The following is a 21,461-nucleotide window of genomic DNA, read 5'->3' on the forward strand; positions in this document are numbered from 1 at the left end:
CCAGCCGGCGCCTCGGCAGACCGGTACAGATCCGATGCGACAACACCCCACGAGCCCACTCCGACCTCATGGCTCATGATCATCCACGACGCCCCACACTCCCCGTCTATCGCGCACCAAGTTGTAAGCCTGGTTGCCTATCTGGCCTTTGCTGGCGGCGTCTGTGTATCTCGTCAGCTTGACTCTGTCGGGGATCTTGGTGTTCTGCTGCCGATGATCATGGCGGTGCGCCAGTCTCGCGGGTGCACGGTGCCCGCGAGATTCCCGAGGAGTGCGAGTTGTCGGTCCGTCCCCGTCTGGGTGCCGAGGTCCCGGTGTTGACGGCACAGATGGCGAGGGCCAGCAACCCCGCTGGTACGACGGCGATGTGGGTGCGTGACCGTCTCGACGGCCTGTGGCGGGACGAGGACTTCGCCGACTGGTACCCGCGCGACGGACGTCCGGGGCTCTCGCCAGCCCAGCTGGCCACGGTCAGCGTGCTGCAGTTCCTGCTGGGCCTGTCCGACCGCGATGCAGCCGAAGCCGTGCGCTGCCGCATCGACTTCAAATACGCGCTGGGCCTCGAACTCGACGACCCAGGCTTCCACCACAGCGTGCTGTCCGACTTCCGCGACCGGCTGCTGCAGGAGGGCCGGGCGGACCGCCTCCTCGACCTCGCCCCGGCTCGCCTGAAGGAGACCGGCCTGGTCCGCGAGCGCACCACCCAGCGCACCGACTCCACCCACGTCCTGGCCACCGTCCGCGACCTGACCCGCCTCGAACTCGTCACCGAGGCCGTGCGCGCGGCCCTGGAAGAACTCGCCCGCACTGCCGGCCACGCGCTGGACGGCCCGTCCCAAGACCAGGATCAACACCACCGGCGAAGACGCCCGCCGCCTGCTCGACCACCTCAGCCGCAACCACCCGTCCCTGCTCGCCGGCACCCAGACCCAGGTCCTGCGGCAGATCCTGGTGCAGAACTACCACTGGGACCCCTCCGGGCGCCTGCGCTGGCGCGACGATGACAACGGCAGCGGTCTGCCGCCCTCGGCCAACCGGATCGTCTCGCCCTACGATCCGACGGCCCGCTACGCACGCCGCGGACAGGTCACCCGCTGGACGGGATTCCTCGCACATGTGACCGAGACCTGCTCCGGCGACGGGCCCAACGTGATCACGGACGTGGCGACCATGCCGGCCACCAGCGCCGACACCGAGGTCCTGCCCGGCATCCACGCCCGGCTGGAGCGCCGGAGCCTGCTGCCGGACGAGCACCTGGTCGACGGCGGCTACACCTCCCTGCCCCACCTGGAGCAGGCCCAACGCAACCACCGAATCACCGTCGTCGGACCGCTACCGGGCAACCCCACCCGCCAGCACCGCCGGGGAGAGGGCTTCGCCCGCGACGACTTCCACATCGACTTCGACCGCAAAGAGGTCACCTGCCCGCACGGGAAGATCAGCGCCGGCTGGCACGGCCCCTACCCGACCTCCTCGCCGACCGCGGCCCCGCTGATCGTGGCCCGCTTCACCAGGAGCCAGTGCCAGCCCTGCCCGGTCCGTGCCCAGTGCACCACCTCCCGTGACGCCCAGCGCACCGTGGGCTTCCCGCCGCGCGAACTGTTCGACCTCCAGTTGCGCAACCGCGCCGAGCAGCAGGACCCGGCCTGGCACAAGCGCTACGCGGTCCGCTCCGGCATTGAGGGCACCATCTGCGAGTTCGCCCACGGCCACGGCATGCGCCGCTGCCGCTACCGCGGACAGGCGAAGGCCCACCTGCAGCACGTCCTCACCGCGATCGCCGTCAACATCGAACGCCTCAGCCGGCAGCCTCCCAGCGAGAGCGCACCTCCACGACCGCCGACAGCTTTCCAGGACTACCTCGACCAGCAGAACATCCCTCGCCTGCGTTCCTGGCGAGCCGTCAGCTGACACCGCAGCAACCAAGATCCCCGACAGAGTCAAGTTAGTTAAAGGAAAAACATTTCGATGATCAAATATAGCCCCTGGGGCTTACATCGTATGCGCACTTGCATGTGAGGATGGCCTTGAGGCTGGCATGGGGTCCCGAGTTGGTGCCTTCAGGTGACAGAAGCGCCGATCTGTGAAGCGGGGGCCGCACGGGGGTATCCAGTAGTCCTGTACCATCCGCCCCGTAGTAGATTTGGAATGCGCAAAATGGAGGCAATCAACGTGAAGAACACTGTCAATGGGAAGGGGATGGGGTGGATCCCGGACCGCCCGGACATCCGGGACTTCACCAAAAACACCAACGGAATCCCCGGACTCGTCGAGCGCACCGGCGTCCTCAAGATGGCGGTGGGCAACCAGCCGGAAAGCGTGGACTTGCGTCAATTTTGTTCACCAATCGTGGATCAGGGTGAGCTGGGCTCGTGCACTGCGAACGCAGCCTCAGGCGTCCTGGAGTACTTCGAGATCCGGGCTCACGGGAACTTCATTCCCGCCTCGCGTCTTTTCATCTACAAGGCAACCCGCGACCTCCTTCAGTGGACCGGTGACACGGGCGCCTACCTCCGCTCCACCATGGGTGCAATCACGCTGTTCGGCGCACCCCCGGAGAAGTACTGGCCGTACGACATCCCCGCGTTCGAGAACGAGCCCGCTGCCTTCCACTACGCATTCGCCAGCAACTACCAGGCGCTCACTTACTACCGCCTGGACCCGCCTGGCACGCCGGCGAATGACCTCCTCGCGGATATCAAAGCGCACGCTGCTTCCGGAATTCCCTCCATGTTCGGATTCGCCGTGTACGAGAGCATCCGGCACACCGCCAATGGGAACATCCCGTTCCCGTCCCCCAGCGAAAACCTCCTGGGGGGACATGCTGTCATGGTGGTCGGCTATGACAACAATCGGGCGGTGACAAACCCGCTGGACGGGAGCACCACCACGGGAGCCTTCATCATCCGCAATTCCTGGGGAACCGGCTGGGGTGACTCCGGGTACGGCTACATTCCCTACCAGTACGTCCTGCAGGGCCAGGCGGATGACTTCTGGGTGATGGTCAACCAGGAGTACCTGGAGACGGGCAAGTTTGACGCCTGACTGCTGTAGCCCCGGTATTGATACGGGCTCGGGGCCGGCTGGCAGCGAAAGCCGGCAAGAATTCACGGCCGACGCTCAACGACGTCCAGACCCGACGGCAAGCGCTGTCCGTTCCCACCTGCGTAGCCACCGTGCACCTGCGCACCTGCATCGGGGTGCAGGTGGGCCGAGGTGCAGGCGGGACCGGCTGCCCGGCGACCGGGACGCGGGCTCCGGGGCCGGAGCTTCGCGTTCTCCCCGACATGCGAGCTGCGGAAGTTTGGGTCGGCGCACCGAGTCGGCCTATGCCTGTTCGGACGTGGGGCAGGGCTCGGTGGCGGTTCCGTGCCCGGCCACCAGTTCCTGTAGCACCTGGACGGCGCCGCTGATGCGGATGAGTGTCTGCCGGAGGTCGGCCTCCTCCTGGAGCAAGGCCCGGAGCCGGTTCTCGCCCTTGAGAAACTCCTGCTCGAGCTCGGTCAGTCGCGAATTCATCTGGTCCAGCATGGTTACCGCCATGGAATATGAGGCCTCGGGTTCGTGGGTCGCGGCCGCCACTGCGCTGGCCGCGGCCGTTATGGACGGCCCGGTCATGGGCGCGGAAGGTTGGCGGCCAGCACGTTCTTGCTCGCCGGCTGGCCGTGTATCTCAGGATTGAGGAACTTGCCGCGCTCCTCGTCAGGTTTGTCCTCCTCGTCGGTGATGCGGTGGGCTTCGGCCCACCTGTCGTGGCGTATGCCGGTGACCTGCCACGAGACCTTGACCCTCGGTTTGTCGGTGCGAATGGTGAAGGTGTTGTTCTTGATCTCGGTGGTCACGGTTGCCGCTGCCAGCTGTCCGATCGGGGTGAGCTGGTACTGGAAGTCGCGGTTGAGCGCCTCGAAGTACGTCGGCAGAACGACAGTCGCCCTGCCCCTGTCGTCCGTCACCACGGTGCCGTCGTAGAGGTTCGTCATGTCGGGCGACTCGACGAATGAGTGGGACAGGTACTTCTCCGACGGATGCAGCGGGTGGTCGATCCTGAATCCGCCGCCGGGCTTGGAGAGCGGTCCAGTGACGATGACTCCGCCTTGAAAGATGCCCGCCCACCGCCCGAAAGCGCGGATCCCGACGTCCGGACCGTTCACCTGGAGGGCCTCGCTGCCGCTGAACACCTGCACGCCGCCCTGGTTGACGTCCATCCTCAAGCCCCAGCCGATTCCGCCGTTTCCCCAGAATCCGACGGTGTCATTGTCGGCCATCCCGACGAACGCCCGCTGGGGGAGTGCCACGTCCTGCAGGAACCAGATGCCTGCCGATGCGTCTCCGGCCTGACGCACGGACATCCGCCGCGCAACCTCCACCCCTCCCTGGTTGACGTTCATCTTCAGGCCCCAGCCGACACCGCCGTTGCCCCAGAAACCGACCGTGTCGTCGTCGGCCATCCCGACGAACGCCCGGTCGGCGTTCGGCACGCGCTGGAGGAACCACACGCCGGCCGACAGATCGTCGCCCTGGCGGACCCTCATCCGCCGGCGGACGTCCACCCCGCCCTGGCCCGGACTGACCGTCAGCAGGTCGGTCCCGTTCTGCTGGAAGTGCCATCTCCCGTCGTCACCCGCGTACATGCCGTAGGTGTTGCCGGTAGCGGCGGCGTTGCTCAGCTGGAGCCCGGAGCCCCATCCGGGACCGGAGGACACCAGCCGCAGCGCCACGTCGTTCGTCGCACCCCGGTCGATCTCCAACCCGGCAGAGGGCTTGGCAGTCCCGAGCCCTAGGTTGCCGTGGGCATCGATCACGAGGCGGTCTTTGGCGGCGCCCTGGTCGGTGAAGCGCAGGCTCCCATCCGACGAGGAGAACATGCCGTAGGTCCTCGCTCCCGCCGCGGTGTTGCTCAGCTGGAGCCCGGAGCCCCATCCGGGACCGGAGGACACCAGCCGCAGCGCCACGTCGTTCGTCGCACCCCGGTCGATCTCCAACCCGGCAGCCGACGTGGGTGCCCCGGCGCCGACGGTCAGCGGCCCGGTCACATGGACGGCTCCGCTGAAGGTGCCTGCCACCGGGTCGCCGGACGCGGTGATCCCCACCTTCCCGGACGCCTGGACACCGGTGCCACCGAGGCAGACGCCCTGGACGCCGGCCCCACTGTCGCTGGTGCCGGACACACCAGCGCCGGTGCCACTGTTTCCGGACAGGCCCGGGCCACTGGCACTCAAGCCCGAGACGCCCGGCGCGCCGGTGCTCGATCCCACGACGCCCGGGCCGTCGGTGCTCGACCCCGAAAGGCCCGGGCCACCGGTGCTGGAGCCGGTGATTCCTGGCCCACTGGCGCTCGTTCCCGATACTCCTGGCCCGGTGGCGGCCGTTCCTGTCACCCCCGCCTGGGTGCCGCGGGAGCAGCCGGTCACCCCGACGCCGTGCTCGCTGACACCGAGCACGGCCGTCCCGGCCTGTCCGTTGGCCCGGCCCTGGACACCGACGCCCTGAACCTGGTCGTTGACGCCGAGGACGCCTGCGGGGTTCACCAGGGCCGCGCCCGTCCCGGCCGTCGTCGCGTGGCTGGAGCCGATCACCCCGGCCCCGGTGTCGGAGTCCCCCCAGACACCGAAGCGCAGCGGTGGTGCCACCTGTCCAGGGTCGAAGGTACTCGCGCCGTCCTGTGATGCCGGCGGTTTGATGGGCATCAGTCACATCTCCTTGGTTTTGTCACCCGGCTCGGGGGCGCCGTGCGGCGATCCCGTGCTCGGGCGGCTGGTCGAACGCGGCAGGGTGAAGGTAGAGGCCGCGATGCTCGGCGGACTTGACGGATTCGGGGATGGCGGGGTTGGTCTGCGCCCGCCTGTCGAAGCGCACGCCGGTGACCTGCCGACCCGCCCGTCCGCCGGGAGTTCCGCGCACGGCGGCGAAGCCGTTGCTGTGGATCTCCTGGCTGATGTGCAGCTCGTGGGCCGGTGCGCCGATTGTGGTCAGCTGGTAGCGGAAGTCCTGGTTCAGCGCGTCGCACCGGTCCGGCAGGGGGACGGCCGTCCGCCCGGTGTCGTCGAGGCTCACCGCACCGTCGTGGACGTCCTTCTTCCCCGGCGAGACCACGAAGGCATGGGCGAGGGTGCTTCCCGCCGGGGGGAGCGGATGGCCGAGCAGGAACCGGGCGGCACCGGCTGCGACCATCGTCCCGTCCGCCTGCGCGCCGCCGGCGATGTCCACACCGAGCGGGGAACCGGTCGCTATCAGCCCTTTGGGCCCCTGGGCGTGGACGGCGGCGTTGAACTCACTGAGAGCGAGGACGCCCCATCCGAACCAGCTGCGTGCCCGGATGACCGGACCGCGGCTGGGCTCGTTGCCGAAGCCGATGCCCCCTCCGCCGGATTTCGGGTGCCCGTTGAATGCGCTGAGCACCAGTCCTTCGTGGCTGCAGGTGCCTGTGCCAAAGCCGGATCCACTGGTCGCGGCCACCCAGCTGCCGTCGCCGCTGTTGTCCTTCGGACCGCTCCCTGGGGCGCCGGCGCCCGCCATGCCCGTACCCTGCGTGCTGGTCCCCGGCACTCCGGGCCCGAGGACACCGCTGGCGACGACACCCGGCCCGCCCGTGTTGGTACTGGCCACCCCCGGCCCTGGCTCGCTCGGCCCCGGCACTCTGGGGCCTGCCGTGGCCGTGCCCGTCACGCCCACGTCGGCACCCTTGCCGGAGGCGCCGGTGGCCTGACGCGCGACTCCGCGCACACCGATCCCGCCCAGCGCGACGTTGGCGCCCAGCACTCCGTAACGGGTCGGGCTTTGCTGCCCCAGGTCGAAACCGCTCGATTGATCCCGTGACTGGGGCGGTCCGATGGGCATCCCTCTCACCTCTGCAACTCGGACCGGCCGCGCCGGCCGGTCACACGGCCGCCGGCCCCGTCATCTGCGCAAGCCATCCATCACTCATAGGCGATCTGGAAGCACTGCAGTCTCACGTCGCCCCTGTTCTGGGCCCCGACCAGATCGGCAGCGAGGAAGTACTTGTTCGCGGCGTTGTCGACGATCGTCTCCGCCGCCGGTTTCGCCGGCACCCCGAAGGTCTTGTACCGGACGATCTCCACTGCGCCCGCGCCGGTCATGTCCTTGCTCCGCAGGTAGACGTCCGGGGATGGAACCGGCTTGCTGGGGTCCTCGGCGTGGACGTCACCGAAGACCGTCAGCGACGTGATGGAAGCACCGTCGGGCAGCACGACGTTCATGATGCCGTGGACGTCAGGAGCGGTGGCTGGCCTCTGCGCGAGGTCGAGGCTGATCTCCCAGCCGACTCCGGAGCCGGGCTGGTTGAACGTCAGCAACGGGCACAGGCTGAGGACGGTCTGCGACTTCACCAGCAGTTGGATCACCTTGTTGAGGTGGTCGTCGGCGAGCCGGTGGAACTCCGTCTCCAGCCCGTGGAAGCGGACGTTGAGACCTTTTGCGCCGCCTGCCTGGACGCGGTCCTGGTTGTCGATCCAGTCCTCGTGGGTGAACGCGGGGTGGTACAGCTCGATCATGGTGGATGGTCCCTCTCCGGTCGGCGGCCGCGGAACGGCGGTTGGTCGTAGGTGTGGTAGGTCGGGAAGGTGAACGCGGGCAGCAGGTCGGCATCGCCGACGGCCCCGGCGAGTTCGCGGACGTGCGCCCTCAGCCGTCCGGTCAGGAACTCCACGCCGATCGGCTGGAACCAGTTGAGGATGTTCAGCACCAGGTCGTACTGGCCTTTGCCGATTACCGCGCCGACCGCTTCCAGGTCCTCCCGCAGGCGTACCTCGCACTGGTAGGGCAGCACCGAGCTGCCCCGCAGGCAGTAGGCGCGGAGCCTGACCAGCCCGGGTGCGAGGCCGGACACCGGGGTGACCGGTGCGTCGAAGACGAGGGGCTCCGCCCGGCCGGGGCCGAACGGGAGCACGGACCACCCGATCTCGATCCCTTGGTCCGGTCCGATCGTCTGCCGCAGCTGCAATTCCGGTGGCCGCGGGGGATCCTGTGCCAGCGGCTGCTGGTCAGCCAGCAACAGCGCGCCTCCGGCCTCGGGCACGGCCAGCAGGCAGGGCGGGTACGTGGCGCCCGCCGGGGAGGCGGCGAGGGCACGGCAGTCGTCGGCAGCGGCGAAGGGCAGCGGCAGCAGCCGGTCCGTGGTGGCGTCGAGGACGTGCACCCGCCCAGCGGCCGGATGGCTGCCTGCGGTCGCAATGAACAGGTGGCGCTGGTCGGTGGCCTGGCACATCGCCACCGGGGTCGTGCCGGGCGGGAAGCCGGACAGTGTGCGCGGCGTGTCAGCGTCGGCCGTGTAGACCAGGACCGCGCCGCGCCTCGCCCCGGGTGCCCCGGTGTCCACACCGACGTACAGCTTGCCGCCGTCCGGTGTGAAGGCCGCACAGAGTACCCGGGCGGCGCCGACGGCGATGGCCGGGCCGTGGACGTGGCCAGCCTGACGGTCGACCAGGCAGAATCGGGCGCCGTCCAGCAGTACCGCGAGAAGCGGGCCGTTCGGGGAGACGGCGATGGCGCCTGGCGTGCCTGGCAGCGGCAGGTTGAGCTTCTGGGTGCCGGTCTGCGGGTCGTAGGAGTGCAGTGTGCCGTCGGTGGCGGTGAGGTAGAGCCGGGTGCCATCGGTGGCCAGCGCCACCGCGTCGGGCGTGGCCAGCGGCTCGGCGCCAAGGGTGCCCGGATCCAGGGCGACCACCCGGCCACGCTCGTGCGCGACGAAGAGCCGGCCGCCGACGAACGCGATCGAGACGGGCAGCGGGCCGGTGACGGCCGATCCGGCGAATGCGATCACGGGCGGGGCGGCCGGCAGCGGGGGCGCGGCGGGCCCGGGCCCCGGCGCGGCCCCGGCCGTCCTCAGGCTGTAGGCGACGACCCGGTGGCTGCCGCGGTCTGCCAGGTAGAAGCGGCTGCCGTCCGGGTGGAAGCAGGCGGCGACGGGGCCGGCCCGCGGGCCTGCGGCGGCGGTGAGGCTTTCCCCCTCGGTCATCTCGGCGGCCGCCCCGTCCGTCGGCGCCGCGAACTGCTCCCGCACCGTGACTGCCAGCTGCTCCTCTGCCGAGACCGCGACCCGGATGGAGCCGTGCCCGTCGGCTCCGTCCGGGGCCTGGACGGTGATGTGGTCGAATCCGGCGGCAAACGCACGCGCGGCCAGGGCGGCGCCGGTCAGGGGCGGCGGCCCGGCGGATGTCGCCGGCCGATCGTCGCGCAGCACGAGGACCCGCCCCTGGCCGGCCAACCCCGGGGCGCCCGGGGCGTAGGCGCTCGCCACGGTGAGCGGCGCAGTCCGCCCGAGGGCGGCCAGCAGCCGGTCCAGGGCGGCGCCGGCGGCGGGCTGCATCTGCCGGTGATGCGGGTCGGCCCCGTAGTCGACGGGGGCGGGTGGGCTGGCCAGGTCGTCGGTGCGCAGCTGGAGGTATGCGGGGTCGAAGTCCTTGGAGGCGGTGCCGGCCGCGTCGGCCTCGGTAGCGCCGATCCGGCCGTCCCGTCCAATCGTCTGGTCGTTCTTCAGCAGGTCGTCGGGCAGGCCGATCCGTAGGGTCCGGTGGCCGCCACGCGTGTGTCCGGCCCGGGTGACCTCTACTCCGACGGTGATGTCGCCGGCGTTCTGGGCCTGGAGCACCGCGGTGCCGGCGGGGTTGCCCGGGATGACGAGGGCGGAGCCGGGGCCGGCGCCGGTGACCGACCAGCGGACCATGGCGCCGGGCACTGCCGCCACGGGCGGGTCGAGGTCCAGAGTCGCGTTGTGCTTTGCGACAAGGCCGGTTCCGTCGGCGGGGGTGACGGTGATGGCGAAGGCGTCGCCGGGCGGCTGGGAGGCGTACACCTGGTCGTCGGGGGTGCAGGTGACCCAGCCGAACCCGACGGCGTGCGCGTGCACGCCGAGTTCGGCGGTCGGGACGGTGCTGTGGCGCAGGCTCAGCGTCCGGCCGACGGCGTACAGACCGGGGCCGGAGGGGTCGTAGGCGCGCAACACGGACAGCACACCGGGCTCGGTCCCGGGTAGGGCGGCGAGCCGGTCGACCAGGGCGTCGAGGGCGAGCCGGGTGGTGAGCTGCATCTGCCGGTTTCCGTCGTTGCCGGCGAAGTCGAGGCCGGGTCGGTCGTCGTGGCGGCAGAGCCAGGCGGGGTCGAAGTCGGGCTCGTCCGCGGCGGTGCCGACGGCCTGCGCTTCGGTGGGCAGCCGGTCGCCGTCCGCGGTGATCCGTTGGCCGGGGGTGAGCCGGCGTGGCAGCACGCGCAGCAGGGTGGATCCGGTGGTGATCTGGGCTGTGGTCTCGTCGACGACGAATGGGTCGGCGGCGTCGGCGGTGGAGGACGGCGGGACGGAGACGGATCCGGCGAGTCGGTTGAGGGCCGCCTGCAGGTTGTCGGGGGTGGGGAGCAGCCAGCTTTGGAAGATGGCGAGCCGGTCGCGGTACTGCCGGTCGCTCTCGCCGGTGACGGGGTCGAAGGCGGTGCGGGCGGTGCCGGAAACGCGAACTTCCTCGATCAGGCCGAGGTAGGGCGCGTCGACGGGGCCGTCCTTAGTGGCCTCGCGGCCGGTGCCGATCATCAGCAGCGGCGTGTCGGTGATCGGGCCGAACTGGGGTATGGCGTGCCGGTCGGCCTCGGTGCCGTCGATGTACAGGCGGGCGTCGGCGCTGGCACCGGTGCGGTGAAGGGTGGCGGCGAGGTGGTGGAAGCGGCCGTCGGCCAGGTCGAGGTCGGCGAAGAGTTCGGTCTCTTTGGCGCCGTCGGAGATCGAGAAACGCGGGTTGTGGTTGATGCCGCGGTAGCGGCCGAGGGTGAGGGCCCAGCCGGGGTCATTCCGGGTGTTGAGCGGGTCGCGGCGGGCCAAGATGGCGCCGGGCCCGGTGGCGGCTCGGTCGGGGCGGACGACGGCCTCGATGGTGAGGTCTGCGCCGAGTGCGGGCAGGTCGGTGACCGTGATGTGGCCGCCGGGCGCGGTGAAGCCGAAGGCGGGTCCGAACCGGCCTGTGCGACCCCACTGGGCGGTGCCGGCCACGGTGCTGTTTTGCGGGTCGAGTCGGCCGCTCGCGTCGAGGATCTCGGTGACCTGGCTCTCTCCGGGTGCGGGCTGGTCGTCGAGGTGGAAGAGCGCGAGGGTGTCAGGGTCCGGCTCGTACCGGAGGGGCGGGAAGCGGGGCGCGCCGAGGTCCAGGCCGAGCAGGTCGAGACTGGCGCCGCGGGCGTGAGCGGCGAAGCGCTGGCGGGTGACGTCGGCGGCCCGGCGGTTGAGGTCCTGGTAGTCGCGGCCGATCGTCCAGAGCAGCCGGGCGAGGGTCCCGAGCAGCGCGGTGAGTTCCCAGTCCTCTGGTGCGGCCGGGGCCGGAGGTACCGGGAACAGGCGGGTGATCTGCAGGGCGGCGGTGAACTGAGCTGCGGTGCCGGGCAGCTCGACGGCAGCCTGGTCGCCGGCGGGCCAGCCAGCCGGGAACCAGACGGTGGTGGATTCCTCGGTCGCGCCGGGGGCGCGGGTGAAGGAGACTTTGACGCCGAGCGGTTCGGCGGTGGTTTGTCGGGGTGCGAGGAGGTAGCGCGGGGCGTCCGGATCGCGGCCGTGGCGGGCCCGATAGGCGGAGAAGTCGTACTGCGGCTTGAGCGTCCCGGGGCCGGCCGCGGTGAGCGGCAGGGTGAGGCGTTCCATGCCACGGTCGTACGCGGGGGTGAGACCGGTGGCCATGATGTCGAGGAAGTCGATGGTCATGGGCTTGCTACCTGAAGGTCGATCAGCGGGCTGTCGAGGTCGAATCGGGCGATCTCGTCGGCGGTGAGGGTGAGGTTCTCGCCCACGGACAGTTCTTCGGCGTTGCCGTACACCGCGCCACCGAAGCCGACCTCGCCGAAGACGGGGGCGCCGCGGCGCAGCCGCAGGTTTTGTACGTCGACCACCCCGGCGACCGACCGGGCGGTCAGTACCAGGTCGGAGTGGAGGACGCCGCGGCCCAGGCGCAGCCGTTCCACCCCGGTGTGGACGGCGCCGAGGATCTCGCCGCGGATGGCGTCCGGGTCGTGGCCGGGTTGGACCACCAGGGTGGCGCGGATGCCAACGTCGACATGGTTGGCGGGCCTGATGTCGGGGAAGACGGAGACCGGCCGCCACTGCCGCACCACGTCGACCACGGCCGGGTGGACGGCCGGGATGTCGCCCTCGTCCTGGAACCAGGGCCAGCCCGGTTCGACGGCTACGACGATGTCGAAGAAGTAGGGGGAGCCGGTGCGGCGTCCAGCAGTGAACTCGTGCTGGCCGAACAGATAGCTGTTGAAGGTGGCCTGGGAGGCGTCGATTCCGCCGAGCGGGTCGAAAATGGCGGCATCACGCACGCCGGGGACGTCGAGGAGCTGAGCGAGTATGGCGTCCTGGGTCCACACGGTGCGGGGGACGCCGAGCAGGCGGGTGCGGTGGGCGTCGTCGGCTTCGAGGAAGTCGCCACCGCTGACCGGGGCCTGGTTGGTGATGGTGACGGTGGCCGGGCCGAGGTCGAGGTGGACGCGGGCCCATTGCGGTTCGAGTATGAGGTCCGCCTCTAGGGGCAGGTTGCCGCCCGGTCCGCGCTCGACGGCCTGGACGCCGACTGTCGCGGTGGGCGTGGTGGTGCCGAGGGTGGCCGTGGCGGTGGTGCGCAGTTTGACGACGGGGTGGTCGGGGGTGGGGGCGGCGGCGGTGCGTATGACGGTGCCCTGGGGCAGGACGACGGTACGGTCGGGGCCGGTTTCGTGCACGGTGAGGGTGACCTCGCCGGTGGCCCGCAGGTGTCTCCGTTCCTGGCCGAGCTCGCCGCCGAGGAGGGTGAGGGCGTCGCCTTGCGCGGTGGTGATGAAGTTGGCGTAGTACTGGTTCTCCAGGGAGCGCCACAGTTCGTGGACGTGGACGGTGGCGGCGTCGAGCACCTTGCGCAGCGCGGAGCCTGAGGTCAGGTCGACGTCGCTGCCGAACATGGCTCGTGCGCGGGCCTGTTGGTCTGCGATGATCTGGTCGATGCCCTTGACGACGAAACCGTCGGGGGTCACGCCGTAGCCGTCGGCGGCGGGCGGGGCGGGGTCGGCCGGTCGGGTGGGCGGGGTGAGGTCAGTCAAGGCGTCCCCCCGAGGTGAGGGCGAGCGTGGAGCCGGCGATGGTCTCGATGATCGCGTAGACGGTGTACTCGCGGTTCACCCGGGCAGTCCGGACGATCCGCTCGTAGGTGGCGGGGGCCAGGTCAGGTCGCAGGTCCCGGTAGCGCTGGTCGTCCTGGAAGAAGACTTCCCGGACGTCGGCGACCCGGCGGTCGGCGCTGAGGCAGCGGACGAGCTCCATCCGGATGTACTCCTTGCGGGCCGGGGCTTCGAGTGCGTAGCGGCCGAGGGCGAGGTGGTCGAAACCGAAGGTGGTGTTCAGCCGATCGGTGCCGAGCTGGGTCTCGACAGCCAGGAGCAGGGCCTGGAGGAGGGCTTCGGGGCCCTGGTTCCCGGCCAGTCCGCCGGTGCCCGGGTCAGTGACCAGGTCCCCGTCGTCGAGGGTGAGGCTGTTGCCGAGGCTGGGTGCGCCCGTCGGTCCGGCCGGCGGCGCGCCGGGGAGGCCGGGGTAGAGGTCGGCAAGGGCAGCGGGGTCGGTCAGCACACCGGGGTCGACCGGCACAACGGGGTCGGGGATGAGGCCGGGGTCGCTCATTCAGACCGCCTCCAGCGTCTGCTGGCCGGGATCGGAGATCTTCCAGGTGCTGCCCGGGCCGGTGCCGCTCACAGTGGGGCCGTTCGCGGTGGCGAGCAGGACGGGCTGCTCACCGACGGTGAGCTTCACGGTGACACCCGCCGACAGGGTGGGCTGGGTGAGGCACGGCCGGGGGTTTCCGGATGCGGGGACGACGGCGGTGCAGGGCGTGATCATGCCGGGGACAGGGGTGGCGGCGTTCCCGAAGGCGAAGCCAGCCTCCGCGCCCATGAGCAGCACTGCCCGTCCGGCCACGGTGAGTTGCTGGCTGCCTGGACCGGGCAGCCTGCAGGCACCGCCGTGCGAGCACTCGATGATCGCGCCTTCGACGAGGACGAGGGGCATCAGCGGATCGCCACCTTCCCCTTTTCGAGGGTGAGGCTGGCGCCGCCCGCACTGATGGCCGCACTGTCCGCGGTGACGCTCAGCGCGGAGTGGCCGACGGCGACGGCCGCCTTGTCGTTGTCGACGGTCACGGACGTCTGGCCGGACGTCACCGTGACCGTGGCGCCGTTGACGGACACCTTGCCGTTCGTGACGGTCACCGACGTCTGGCCGGCCTTCACCGTGACCGTGGTGCCGCTCGTCGCTGTGAGCTTGACGTTGCCGCGGGGGTCGATGCGCACCTCGGTGCCCGAGACGTGCGAGAGCAGGAACTCCTCCGCGGCGCCCTCGACGGGCCGGTCGCCGACGGGCGAGCAGGCTGCGGTGCCGACCGTCAGCTTCAGCCCGACCGCCTCGACCACCCGGCGGCCGTCCCCCGCGGTCAGGTCGTTGGCGCCCTTGCCCACCGGGCGCGGCTCTGGCCCGGGCGAGACCTCAGTGGGCAGGCATAGCCACCAGTCGCCGGCCTTGGAGGCGGGGCGGTCCATGGCGGGCTCGTTTGTCCACAGGAACCCGGCGACCACGGTGTCCTCCCGGGAGGCGCGGACGCCGTTCAGCAGCGCGCGCATGCCCGGGTAGACGGGGACGGACAGGCCGGTCCGGTGCCAGGCGAACGGAGCGGCCAGTGGTTTGTCGTGGAGTACCGGTCCGCCGTCGGCCACCGCGAGGTCCACGCTCGGCGTGACGGCCTCCGGGGCCTGGCCCTGTCCGTACCCGAGGTCGGCCACCCGCCGCTCGGACGTGGCGGTGGAGATCCGTCCGACGTCGACCGAGGGCGAGACGGTGCGGGCGTCGCGGATCCGTCCGGAGATCGCCTCGGCGATCGCGGCCGGGCTGCCCCGCCGGGCCGCCTCGGTGTTCTTGCGATTGGTGCTGTCGCCGCCGCGAGCGGCACCGGGAGCCGCCCGCGTGAAGGCGGAAGCCCGGCCGGTGCACACGTAACCGCCCTGGGAGGTGACGGTGTTGCCCCGGGGTGAGAAGGAGTGGGTGAGCTCGATGACCCGGTAGCCCCGGAGCGGGTTCTGGTATCCGTCCACGCTCGCCGCTACCAGCTGGCCGGCCCGCAGCTCTGGCAGGCCGAGCACGGTGAAGTCGAAGGCCGCCACCGAGACGTCGTCGGGCAGGTCGCGCGCGATCCGGAGGGCGGCCGCGGTGCGGGCCTGGACGGGTTTGAAGGCCGCCAGCCGGGCGATGGTCCCGGTCTCGGGCACGATCAGCGCGTCCTCGCCGGCGAGCGCCGCCAGTCCGGCGGACGGGTCGGGCGGTACCGACAGGCCCGGCCCGGCCGGCGGGTGGGTGACGGCGGTTCCGAACTGCACGGTGCCGTCCTGCACCAGGAGTTCGGCACCGTACTGCCTGGCCAGGGCTGCCAGCAGCTCGAAGTCGTTGGGGCCGTCCAGGTTGACGTCCCGTGGGTGGCTGGCCGGGGTAGCGCCGTCCGCGAGCGTGCCGCCGCTGCGCTCGACGATCTCCTTGGCCGCCGCAGCCGCGGTGGTGTCCCGCGCGGCGTAGTGTGCGAGCCCGGACTTCCCGCCTGCGCCGCCGGGAAGGCCGGGCGCGGCCGCGCCGAGAAGACCCCCGCCGCCCGCGCCCGTGGCGGTGAGCAGGCGGAACGCGGCCTCCTCGTAGCCGGTCAGGCAGGTACCCAGCGGCGGGAACTGCTCGGAGACACCCAGCCCGACCACCCGGCCCTTCAGCACGGCCTGCCGGGAGGCGGGTGCGTCCAGATAGCCGAGGGTGATCTCCACCTCGATGGCACCGTTCGCGTCGCCGCGGCTGCCGAGCGCGCCCGCCAGTGCCCGGTGGGCGGCCAACGGCAGGGCCGCCAGCTCGACGCTGAACGTGCCAGCCCGGCCGAGGGCGTAGTGGACCGTGATCTCGGCGTCGCTCAGGATCTGGCCGGAGGCCACGTCGTTGGACACGCTGAGATTCAGCCCCGGGAACACCACCCGGTACCAGAGGATCACGCCCATCGCTGCGCCACCCCAATCACGATCTCGCTGCCGTAATGGCCGCGGCCGTTGAGATTGCCCCGGGCCACCCGGGCGGTCACCAGGCGGATCGCCAGCTGGCCCGCGGTGTGAACGTGTTGCGGCTCGACCACGAGCTTGCGCAGGAACACCGTCCGCGGCCCGTCCGCCCCGTGCCGGACCACCCGGAGCACCAGATACCCGGGCGGCGCCGCGGGCCGGGCCGACGGGGCGGGTGCGGCGAGGTCGTAAAGAGCCTCCGGCGGGTCGGTGTCGGGGGGCGCCAGCTCGACGTACAGGCCGAAGTCGTAGGCGGTGGAGCCGATCAGGCAGCCGAACGCCTGTGGGAGCCCTTCGTCCGGTTCCACCGGCAGCCGGTTGAACACCAGGTCCGGGGCCGTCGGGGCGGCGGGGGCGGTCACAGCACGCCTCCCAGCTGGCGGCGGACGGGCACCATGCTGCTCACGCTGGGTGCGGCGGCGATTCCGCTCGCGAGCTTCAGGTCGAGGGCCTCGCCGAGGACGGCGGTCAGGCTGGAGCGCGGGACCTGTTCCATGGTGATGCTGACGTCGATGGCATCGCGCTTCTGGTTGGACTGGACGAACCGCAGGCCGGTGATCTGCATGTCGAGGCTGATCGTCATCCCGCAGACCACGGGGATGCCGGCCATGTTCATCAGCGGCGCGGTGGCGGGTGCCAGGGCGCGCGAGGTGAGCGCCAGCGCCTCCAGGCCCTTCTTGACCAGTAGTCTGGCGGGGCCGACCAGGACCGCCTCCATCGTGATGGTCCGGGTGGTCGGGGAGACCAGCTGCGCGAGCCGGCTGCCGGCGATCCGGGCCACCTGATAGCCCTCGTTGACGGTCAGGCTGGTGACGGTCAGCAGTGGTACCGGCCCGATCAGCACGGGAACGTTCACACCTGCAACCATGGCGGGCCTACCTCTCAGGCTTCCTCATGACGCGGCGCCGCTGTTTCGGCGCCTCCTCGGCCGGAAGATCCTCAGCCCGGAGATCCTCGGTCCCGATGGGCTCGGCCGGCAACGCCTCGGTCTCACCCACCCGGACCTGTGGGGGTTCCACCTCAACCCGGACCTGTGCGGGCTCCACCTCAACCCGGAGCTTGGCCGATGGCACGCCCGCGCTGGCCGACGGCCGGACACCGGCCGGGGCGACCCGGATTGCCGGAGCAGCCGGCCGACGGCCCCTGACCGTGTCCTGGATCCAGGTCTGGATGATCTCCGTCAGCTCTGCATCTCGGGCCTGCCACCGCGCGATCTCCGCCGGGTCGGCATAGTAGTTCGAGGCGTACCGCCAATCACGCCAACTGTGCGCGCCCTTGGACGCGTTGGCGAGAGCGTCCATCGGTTCGAGGTTGCCCTCTAGGACTGCGAGGGCGTTCTGCTCAGCGACGGTCAACAGCTCGAAGCCTTCCATCTTCGTCATGCGCTCCAACGAGACGACGTGGTCCACCTGCACGCGGCCGGAGGCCGCACGCAGCCGGCCGATCCGATCGACCTTGACCGCGGCGACCTTGGCCCGCTCCGCGGACGCGTTGAAGACCTGCCGCATCCGCACGACCGGACTGACCCGGGCCGCCTCGGCGAGCCGCCCGGCTTCCCGCAGCCTGCGCTGTGCCCGGGAGATGTCGCCTTCGCGGGCCACCCGTCGCACACCGGACCGGTCGACGCTGAACGCGTCCTCCAGACCGGCGAGGTCCTTGCGGAGCTCGGCGATGCGGCTGGTGTCGGGTGCCCCGGACGGCGTCTTCGGCCCGGCGCTCAACTTGGCCAGAAGGTCCTCCCGCTCTGTGCGCAGCTGCTCCAGGAGCTCGCTCGCCTCCACGAGTTCCTTCTCGGCCTTCAACTGCTCAGGGGCCGGCGGACGCCAGGCCCTCATCTCGGCCGTGATCTCGTTGAAGACGGCCTCCGACCGATCCGCGGCGAGCCGGTCGACGTACTGCAGCACCCTGGCCTCGTCGATGCCCTGCCGCTCGCCCAGCGCGACGATCTTCTTCACTCGCTTGAACGCCGTCGTGATGGCGGCACGCTCGGCACCACTCAACTTCGTCACATCGCCCAGGAGTTCGAGCATCTTCGCCTCGCTGCGCAGCTTCGCGACGGTGGCCACGCCCTTCTTGACCGCGTAGTACATCGCCTCCATCGGACCGGTCGGGTCGATCAGGAAGCCTCCGTGGAGCCGGCCGGCGAACTCGCCCACCACCCGGCTGAGGCCCTGCTCCGCCGCCGCATGCGCCTTGAGCGCAGCACGGAGTTCCGGCGCCAGCCCCTCGACCTCGTCGATCTTCATGATCAGCGCCCGGTAGCGGGCCGCCGCCGTCCCGGCGTCCGCGGCCCTGGCGGCGTCGAGCAGCGGATCGCGCAGGGCGGCGAGGCCCTTGGCGGAGCCCTTCAGCAGCTGGGCCGTCGTCGTCCCGATTTCCAAGACCGCCCCGGCAACGGCGATGGCGACCCACAACAGTGACGGCTCGTTCCTGATGAACGACAGGTCGTACTCCGCGGACTCCTTCCGGTACTCCGTGATCGCCTCCATCGCCTGGTAGACGCCGAACCCGGTACCCGCCACCAGGGCGGCCGCGGCGACCCAGCCGCCGACCGGTACCAGCATTGCGAGGAGCAGGGCGATGGCGGCGACGGCGATGCCCGAGAAGAGGTGGGTCAGGCCGACCGCCGCGATGTGGTCGTCGACGATCCAGGCGTAGATCGTCTCGCGTTCCACTCCCTGGTCGCGCTTGGCCGCCTCAACCAGTCCCTCCTGGCTGAAGACGCGTTCGGTGTCGTTCACCAGCTCTGCCCGGACCATGGCCGATTTGTCCTGCAGGTCGTCGGCAACGCTGAGCAGATAGGTCCGGGCGGTGTCCGCGTCGACGCCGACGAGCCTCTCCAGGTCGGTGCGCCGGCCCATCCGGTCGGGGTCGACGAGCAGATCGTGTCCGGAGGCCTCCACCACCGTCAGGCCGGCCCTGGCACTCAACGACTCAGCCTCGGCCTGGTTCGGCCCCTCCTCCGGGACGAAGTCGCCCAGCCCAGGGTTGTACGTGGTCCTCGACCTCAGGGTCGAGGCCGCTGCGAAGTCGGCGTGCGCAGAGGAGGCCGCGATGGCTGCGACCATTTTTTCGACGTAGCCGGGGGTGCGCAGCTGGATCCGCTCCTCATGGAGCCGGTGGTCGACGTGGCCGAGGACGTCGAGTCCGAGCCTGACCGCCATGGCCCGGAACTGCAGCCGGTAGGCCTCCACCGCGGCGGCGAACGCCTCTTCGTCCGCGAACCCGTGCCGGGCGAGGGCCTCCTCGAAGCGCTTCCTCGACTCCGCCAGCCTGACGGAGCTGTCTTCATCGTGCTCGTCGCCCTGCTGCATCTCCAGGCGCTGCATGTTCCGCCAGAGCTTGTACAGCTCCTCGCAGCCGAAGAGCGAGGCGGCCGCCTCCTCGGTCCGCAGGGACTCGGCCTCGCGGAGGCGTTCGTCCTCCAGGTACCGGTCGATCGAGGCGTCCAGTGCGGCCCAGTTCGCCGTCTCTCCGGTGGCCTTGGCCAGATAGTCAGCGCGCTGCTCCGGCGTCATCATGGCGAGTCTGCGTCCCAGCCGCACGGCCGACCGGAGGTCCTCAACGGTCATCGGCCGGTCGCCCGCGAAGAGGATGCGCCGGATGTCTTCGGGCAGGGCCGCGAGCTCCCGGCGGAGCGTGTGTTCCTCCACGACGTCGGCTCGCGCACCGCGCCAGCGGGCCCGCCGGTCGGCGTCCTCGGGGCCGGTGCCGAGCATGGTCCCCGGCGGCAGACCGCTCTCCCGCCAGAACCGTTCGTCCGTCTCCGCATTGATCTGCTCCTGCTCGGCGGGGGACAGCGCCTCCACCTCGGTCTGGGTGGCATCCGTGACGGTCAGTTCGACGAAGCCGCGACGGGCGTCCTCCTCGGAGACCGACTGCCCCTGTGTACTCGTCCAGTGCCACCAGACCAGCCACCGGTCGATCTCCTGCTTGCTGCCGGCCCGGTAGTACTGGCGCACGAACTCGCGCAGCAGCTCGGACGGGCCCATCGCGTGGTCGACCAGCACCTTGAATCTCAGGCGGGCAGGTCCGCCCGCCAGGCGCGCCGCCGAACGCTTCGCCGGGGGGCCGCCGCGGCCGGCGATACGGTCTCGCCGCGCGGGGCGGGAGGGCACATGGGCGGTGAGCCGCCGCCCGGGGCCGCCCGCCCCGGGCCGGAGAACGGCAGGCCGGAAGGCGGAGGGCTGTGCGACGGGGCGGGCCGGGTCGGTCTTGCCTGCCGTGTCCACCAGGTCTGCCAGCGCCGACTCCGACACCGAGAAGGCCAGGAGCGGCCCGCCGTCCGTGGCTGGTGGCGCGTCCGCCGGTGCGACAGGCACCGGAGCCGGGGTGATCGGGAAGTCCGCTCCGCCCAGCCCGGCCAGCGCCCGGCCGACCGCTGCCAGCAGGATGCTTTCCAGCTCGCCCGCCAGCTCCGCCGACGGCTGCGCCGACCTGGTGTCGAAGACCACCGACTCCGGCGGGTGCGGCCGGATTCGTGACTCGCCGTCGGCGGCCTCGCGGAGACGGGCGGCGAGTGCCTCCTCGACCGCCCGGCCGAGCTCGGCCAGGCCTGCCGGTGACGGCGTGCCGGTCACCGTCACGGTGATCGGGAACTCGCATTCGCTCCGGGGCATGCGCTCGGCTCTCCTTCGTCCTGCGCCCGGTTCAGCTCAGCGCCTGGTAGAGGGCGTCCCAGATGGCGGCGGCGATGTCGTCCCCGCCATCCCGGCCGGTGTCCTCCTGGGTGGCGTCCCCCGCCAGAATCACGTGGATCGGGAAGACGTAGTGCACCTCGGTGCCGGGACGGGCGGCCGCCGCCGCCTCCGGTCCTGGTGCCGGGACGGCCCGCTCCCCCGCGCGGACCTCGATTGGCGCGGGCTGCTCGGCGGCCTGGGGGCCGTCCGGCTCGGGGCTCGGGGTCCAGTCCGACATGGGAACCTCCCTCGACCGTTTCAGGCCGGATCAGGCAGGTCGGGGCCGTCAGGCCGGGACGGCCTGCAGGCAGATGCAGTTGAACGTGGTGGTCGGCACACCGTCGATCACGATGGTGCTGGCCACGGAGGTGATGTAGCAGTCGTTGAAGGCGACGTTCTTGAACGTCCAGTCGCTTCCCTTCCCCTGCTGCACTCCGATGCTGAACCTGCTGCTGGACAGTGCCAGCCCGGTGAGCGTCGCCACCACCGTGCCGATCGCCTTGACCGCCATGGTGAAGGTGAACACCTGCGGCTGGACGATGTGGGCGACGTTGTCCGCCTCGAGCGAGTGCAACGGTTGGACCGGTACGTTGAAGGTCGGGTTGAACGAGTCGATCGGCGTCACCGGGGTGCCGTTCAGCATCACGGTCAGCCGGGTGTCCCATTTCAGGGCGTCGGGCATGGTCGTCA

At 70.9% G+C, this 21,461-nt stretch carries 17 protein-coding genes; 3 read left to right on the forward strand and 14 right to left on the reverse strand.

Annotated features, from left to right (window positions below; all coding sequences use genetic code 11):
• The first annotated feature begins 371 nt into the window (after positions 1-371).
• From AB0442_RS35800 to AB0442_RS35810, 3 genes are all read left to right on the forward strand, one after another.
• The gene (locus AB0442_RS35800; RefSeq protein WP_366167728.1) at positions 372-1,004 is read left to right on the forward strand and encodes a transposase; all 633 of its coding nucleotides are present in this window, start codon (positions 372-374) and stop codon (positions 1,002-1,004) included.
• Positions 952-1,911: a transposase gene (locus tag AB0442_RS35805; protein ID WP_366167729.1), complete on the forward strand. Its 960-nt coding sequence runs from the start codon at positions 952-954 to the stop codon at positions 1,909-1,911. The genes AB0442_RS35800 and AB0442_RS35805 overlap by 53 nt, the downstream gene beginning before the upstream one ends.
• Positions 1,912-2,157: 246 nt before the next feature.
• Positions 2,158-3,045, forward strand: a complete 888-nt coding sequence (locus AB0442_RS35810; protein WP_366167730.1) for a C1 family peptidase — start codon at positions 2,158-2,160, stop codon at positions 3,043-3,045.
• Positions 3,046-3,327: 282 nt separating this feature from the next.
• Here the strand turns inward: AB0442_RS35810 and AB0442_RS35815 are convergent, their stop codons facing one another.
• The 14 genes from AB0442_RS35815 to AB0442_RS35880 form a co-directional block, all read right to left on the reverse strand.
• Positions 3,328-3,531, reverse strand: coding sequence for a hypothetical protein (locus tag AB0442_RS35815; RefSeq protein WP_366167731.1), 204 nt, complete (start codon positions 3,529-3,531; stop codon positions 3,328-3,330).
• An 83-nt stretch (positions 3,532-3,614) separates the two neighbouring features.
• Positions 3,615-5,687 carry a hypothetical protein gene (locus AB0442_RS35820; protein ID WP_366167732.1) on the reverse strand — a complete coding sequence of 691 codons (2,073 nt, stop codon included), beginning with the start codon at positions 5,685-5,687 and terminating at the stop codon, positions 3,615-3,617.
• A gap of 22 nt (positions 5,688-5,709) precedes the next feature.
• Positions 5,710-6,837, reverse strand: a complete 1,128-nt coding sequence (locus tag AB0442_RS35825) for a hypothetical protein (protein WP_366167733.1) — start codon at positions 6,835-6,837, stop codon at positions 5,710-5,712.
• 80 nt (positions 6,838-6,917) lie between these two features.
• Positions 6,918-7,511: a hypothetical protein gene (locus tag AB0442_RS35830; protein WP_366167734.1), complete on the reverse strand. Its 594-nt coding sequence runs from the start codon at positions 7,509-7,511 to the stop codon at positions 6,918-6,920.
• A complete protein-coding gene (locus AB0442_RS35835) occupies positions 7,508-11,695 on the reverse strand; it encodes a LamG-like jellyroll fold domain-containing protein (protein ID WP_366167735.1) in 4,188 nt (1,395 codons plus the stop codon). Before AB0442_RS35835 ends, AB0442_RS35830 begins: the two co-directional genes overlap by 4 nt.
• Complete coding sequence (locus AB0442_RS35840; protein WP_366167736.1) at positions 11,692-13,065, reverse strand: baseplate J/gp47 family protein; 1,374 nt, start codon at positions 13,063-13,065, stop codon at positions 11,692-11,694. Before AB0442_RS35840 ends, AB0442_RS35835 begins: the two co-directional genes overlap by 4 nt.
• Positions 13,058-13,639, reverse strand: a complete 582-nt coding sequence (locus AB0442_RS35845; RefSeq protein WP_366167737.1) for a hypothetical protein — start codon at positions 13,637-13,639, stop codon at positions 13,058-13,060. The genes AB0442_RS35840 and AB0442_RS35845 overlap by 8 nt, the downstream gene beginning before the upstream one ends.
• Complete coding sequence (locus AB0442_RS35850) at positions 13,640-14,023, reverse strand: hypothetical protein (protein WP_366167738.1); 384 nt, start codon at positions 14,021-14,023, stop codon at positions 13,640-13,642.
• Positions 14,023-15,984, reverse strand: a complete 1,962-nt coding sequence (locus AB0442_RS35855) for a hypothetical protein (RefSeq protein ID WP_366167739.1) — start codon at positions 15,982-15,984, stop codon at positions 14,023-14,025. The genes AB0442_RS35850 and AB0442_RS35855 overlap by 1 nt, the downstream gene beginning before the upstream one ends.
• A gap of 41 nt (positions 15,985-16,025) precedes the next feature.
• A complete protein-coding gene (locus AB0442_RS35860) occupies positions 16,026-16,454 on the reverse strand; it encodes a hypothetical protein (RefSeq protein ID WP_366167740.1) in 429 nt (142 codons plus the stop codon).
• Entirely contained in the window at positions 16,451-16,948 is a 498-nt protein-coding gene (locus AB0442_RS35865) for a hypothetical protein (RefSeq protein ID WP_366167741.1), read from the reverse strand. Before AB0442_RS35865 ends, AB0442_RS35860 begins: the two co-directional genes overlap by 4 nt.
• A gap of 19 nt (positions 16,949-16,967) precedes the next feature.
• The gene (locus tag AB0442_RS35870) at positions 16,968-20,711 is read right to left on the reverse strand and encodes a hypothetical protein (RefSeq protein ID WP_366167742.1); all 3,744 of its coding nucleotides are present in this window, start codon (positions 20,709-20,711) and stop codon (positions 16,968-16,970) included.
• Positions 20,712-20,742: 31 nt separating this feature from the next.
• Positions 20,743-21,009: a hypothetical protein gene (locus tag AB0442_RS35875; protein WP_366167743.1), complete on the reverse strand. Its 267-nt coding sequence runs from the start codon at positions 21,007-21,009 to the stop codon at positions 20,743-20,745.
• 48 nt (positions 21,010-21,057) lie between these two features.
• Positions 21,058-21,453: a hypothetical protein gene (locus AB0442_RS35880; protein WP_366167744.1), complete on the reverse strand. Its 396-nt coding sequence runs from the start codon at positions 21,451-21,453 to the stop codon at positions 21,058-21,060.
• Positions 21,454-21,461: the final 8 nt, after the last annotated feature.

The organism is Kitasatospora sp. NPDC085895 (assembly GCF_040702125.1).
Classification (GTDB): domain Bacteria; phylum Actinomycetota; class Actinomycetes; order Streptomycetales; family Streptomycetaceae; genus Kitasatospora; species Kitasatospora arboriphila.

Excerpts from the sequence above, each read along its gene's own strand:
- AB0442_RS35835 (WP_366167735.1), bottom strand. The coding sequence starts at position 11,695 with ATGACCATCGACTTCCTCGACATCATGGCCACCGGTCTCACCCCCGCG.
- AB0442_RS35830 (WP_366167734.1), bottom strand. The coding sequence starts at position 7,511 with ATGATCGAGCTGTACCACCCCGCGTTCACCCACGAGGACTGGATCGAC.
- AB0442_RS35810 (WP_366167730.1), top strand. The coding sequence starts at position 2,158 with ATGGAGGCAATCAACGTGAAGAACACTGTCAATGGGAAGGGGATGGGG.
- AB0442_RS35815 (WP_366167731.1), bottom strand. The coding sequence starts at position 3,531 with ATGCTGGACCAGATGAATTCGCGACTGACCGAGCTCGAGCAGGAGTTT.
- AB0442_RS35880 (WP_366167744.1), bottom strand. The coding sequence starts at position 21,453 with ATGCCCGACGCCCTGAAATGGGACACCCGGCTGACCGTGATGCTGAAC.
- AB0442_RS35870 (WP_366167742.1), bottom strand. The coding sequence starts at position 20,711 with ATGCCCCGGAGCGAATGCGAGTTCCCGATCACCGTGACGGTGACCGGC.
- AB0442_RS35875 (WP_366167743.1), bottom strand. The coding sequence starts at position 21,009 with ATGTCGGACTGGACCCCGAGCCCCGAGCCGGACGGCCCCCAGGCCGCC.
- AB0442_RS35850 (WP_366167738.1), bottom strand. The coding sequence starts at position 14,023 with ATGCCCCTCGTCCTCGTCGAAGGCGCGATCATCGAGTGCTCGCACGGC.
- AB0442_RS35845 (WP_366167737.1), bottom strand. The coding sequence starts at position 13,639 with ATGAGCGACCCCGGCCTCATCCCCGACCCCGTTGTGCCGGTCGACCCC.
- AB0442_RS35820 (WP_366167732.1), bottom strand. The coding sequence starts at position 5,687 with ATGCCCATCAAACCGCCGGCATCACAGGACGGCGCGAGTACCTTCGAC.
- AB0442_RS35825 (WP_366167733.1), bottom strand. The coding sequence starts at position 6,837 with ATGCCCATCGGACCGCCCCAGTCACGGGATCAATCGAGCGGTTTCGAC.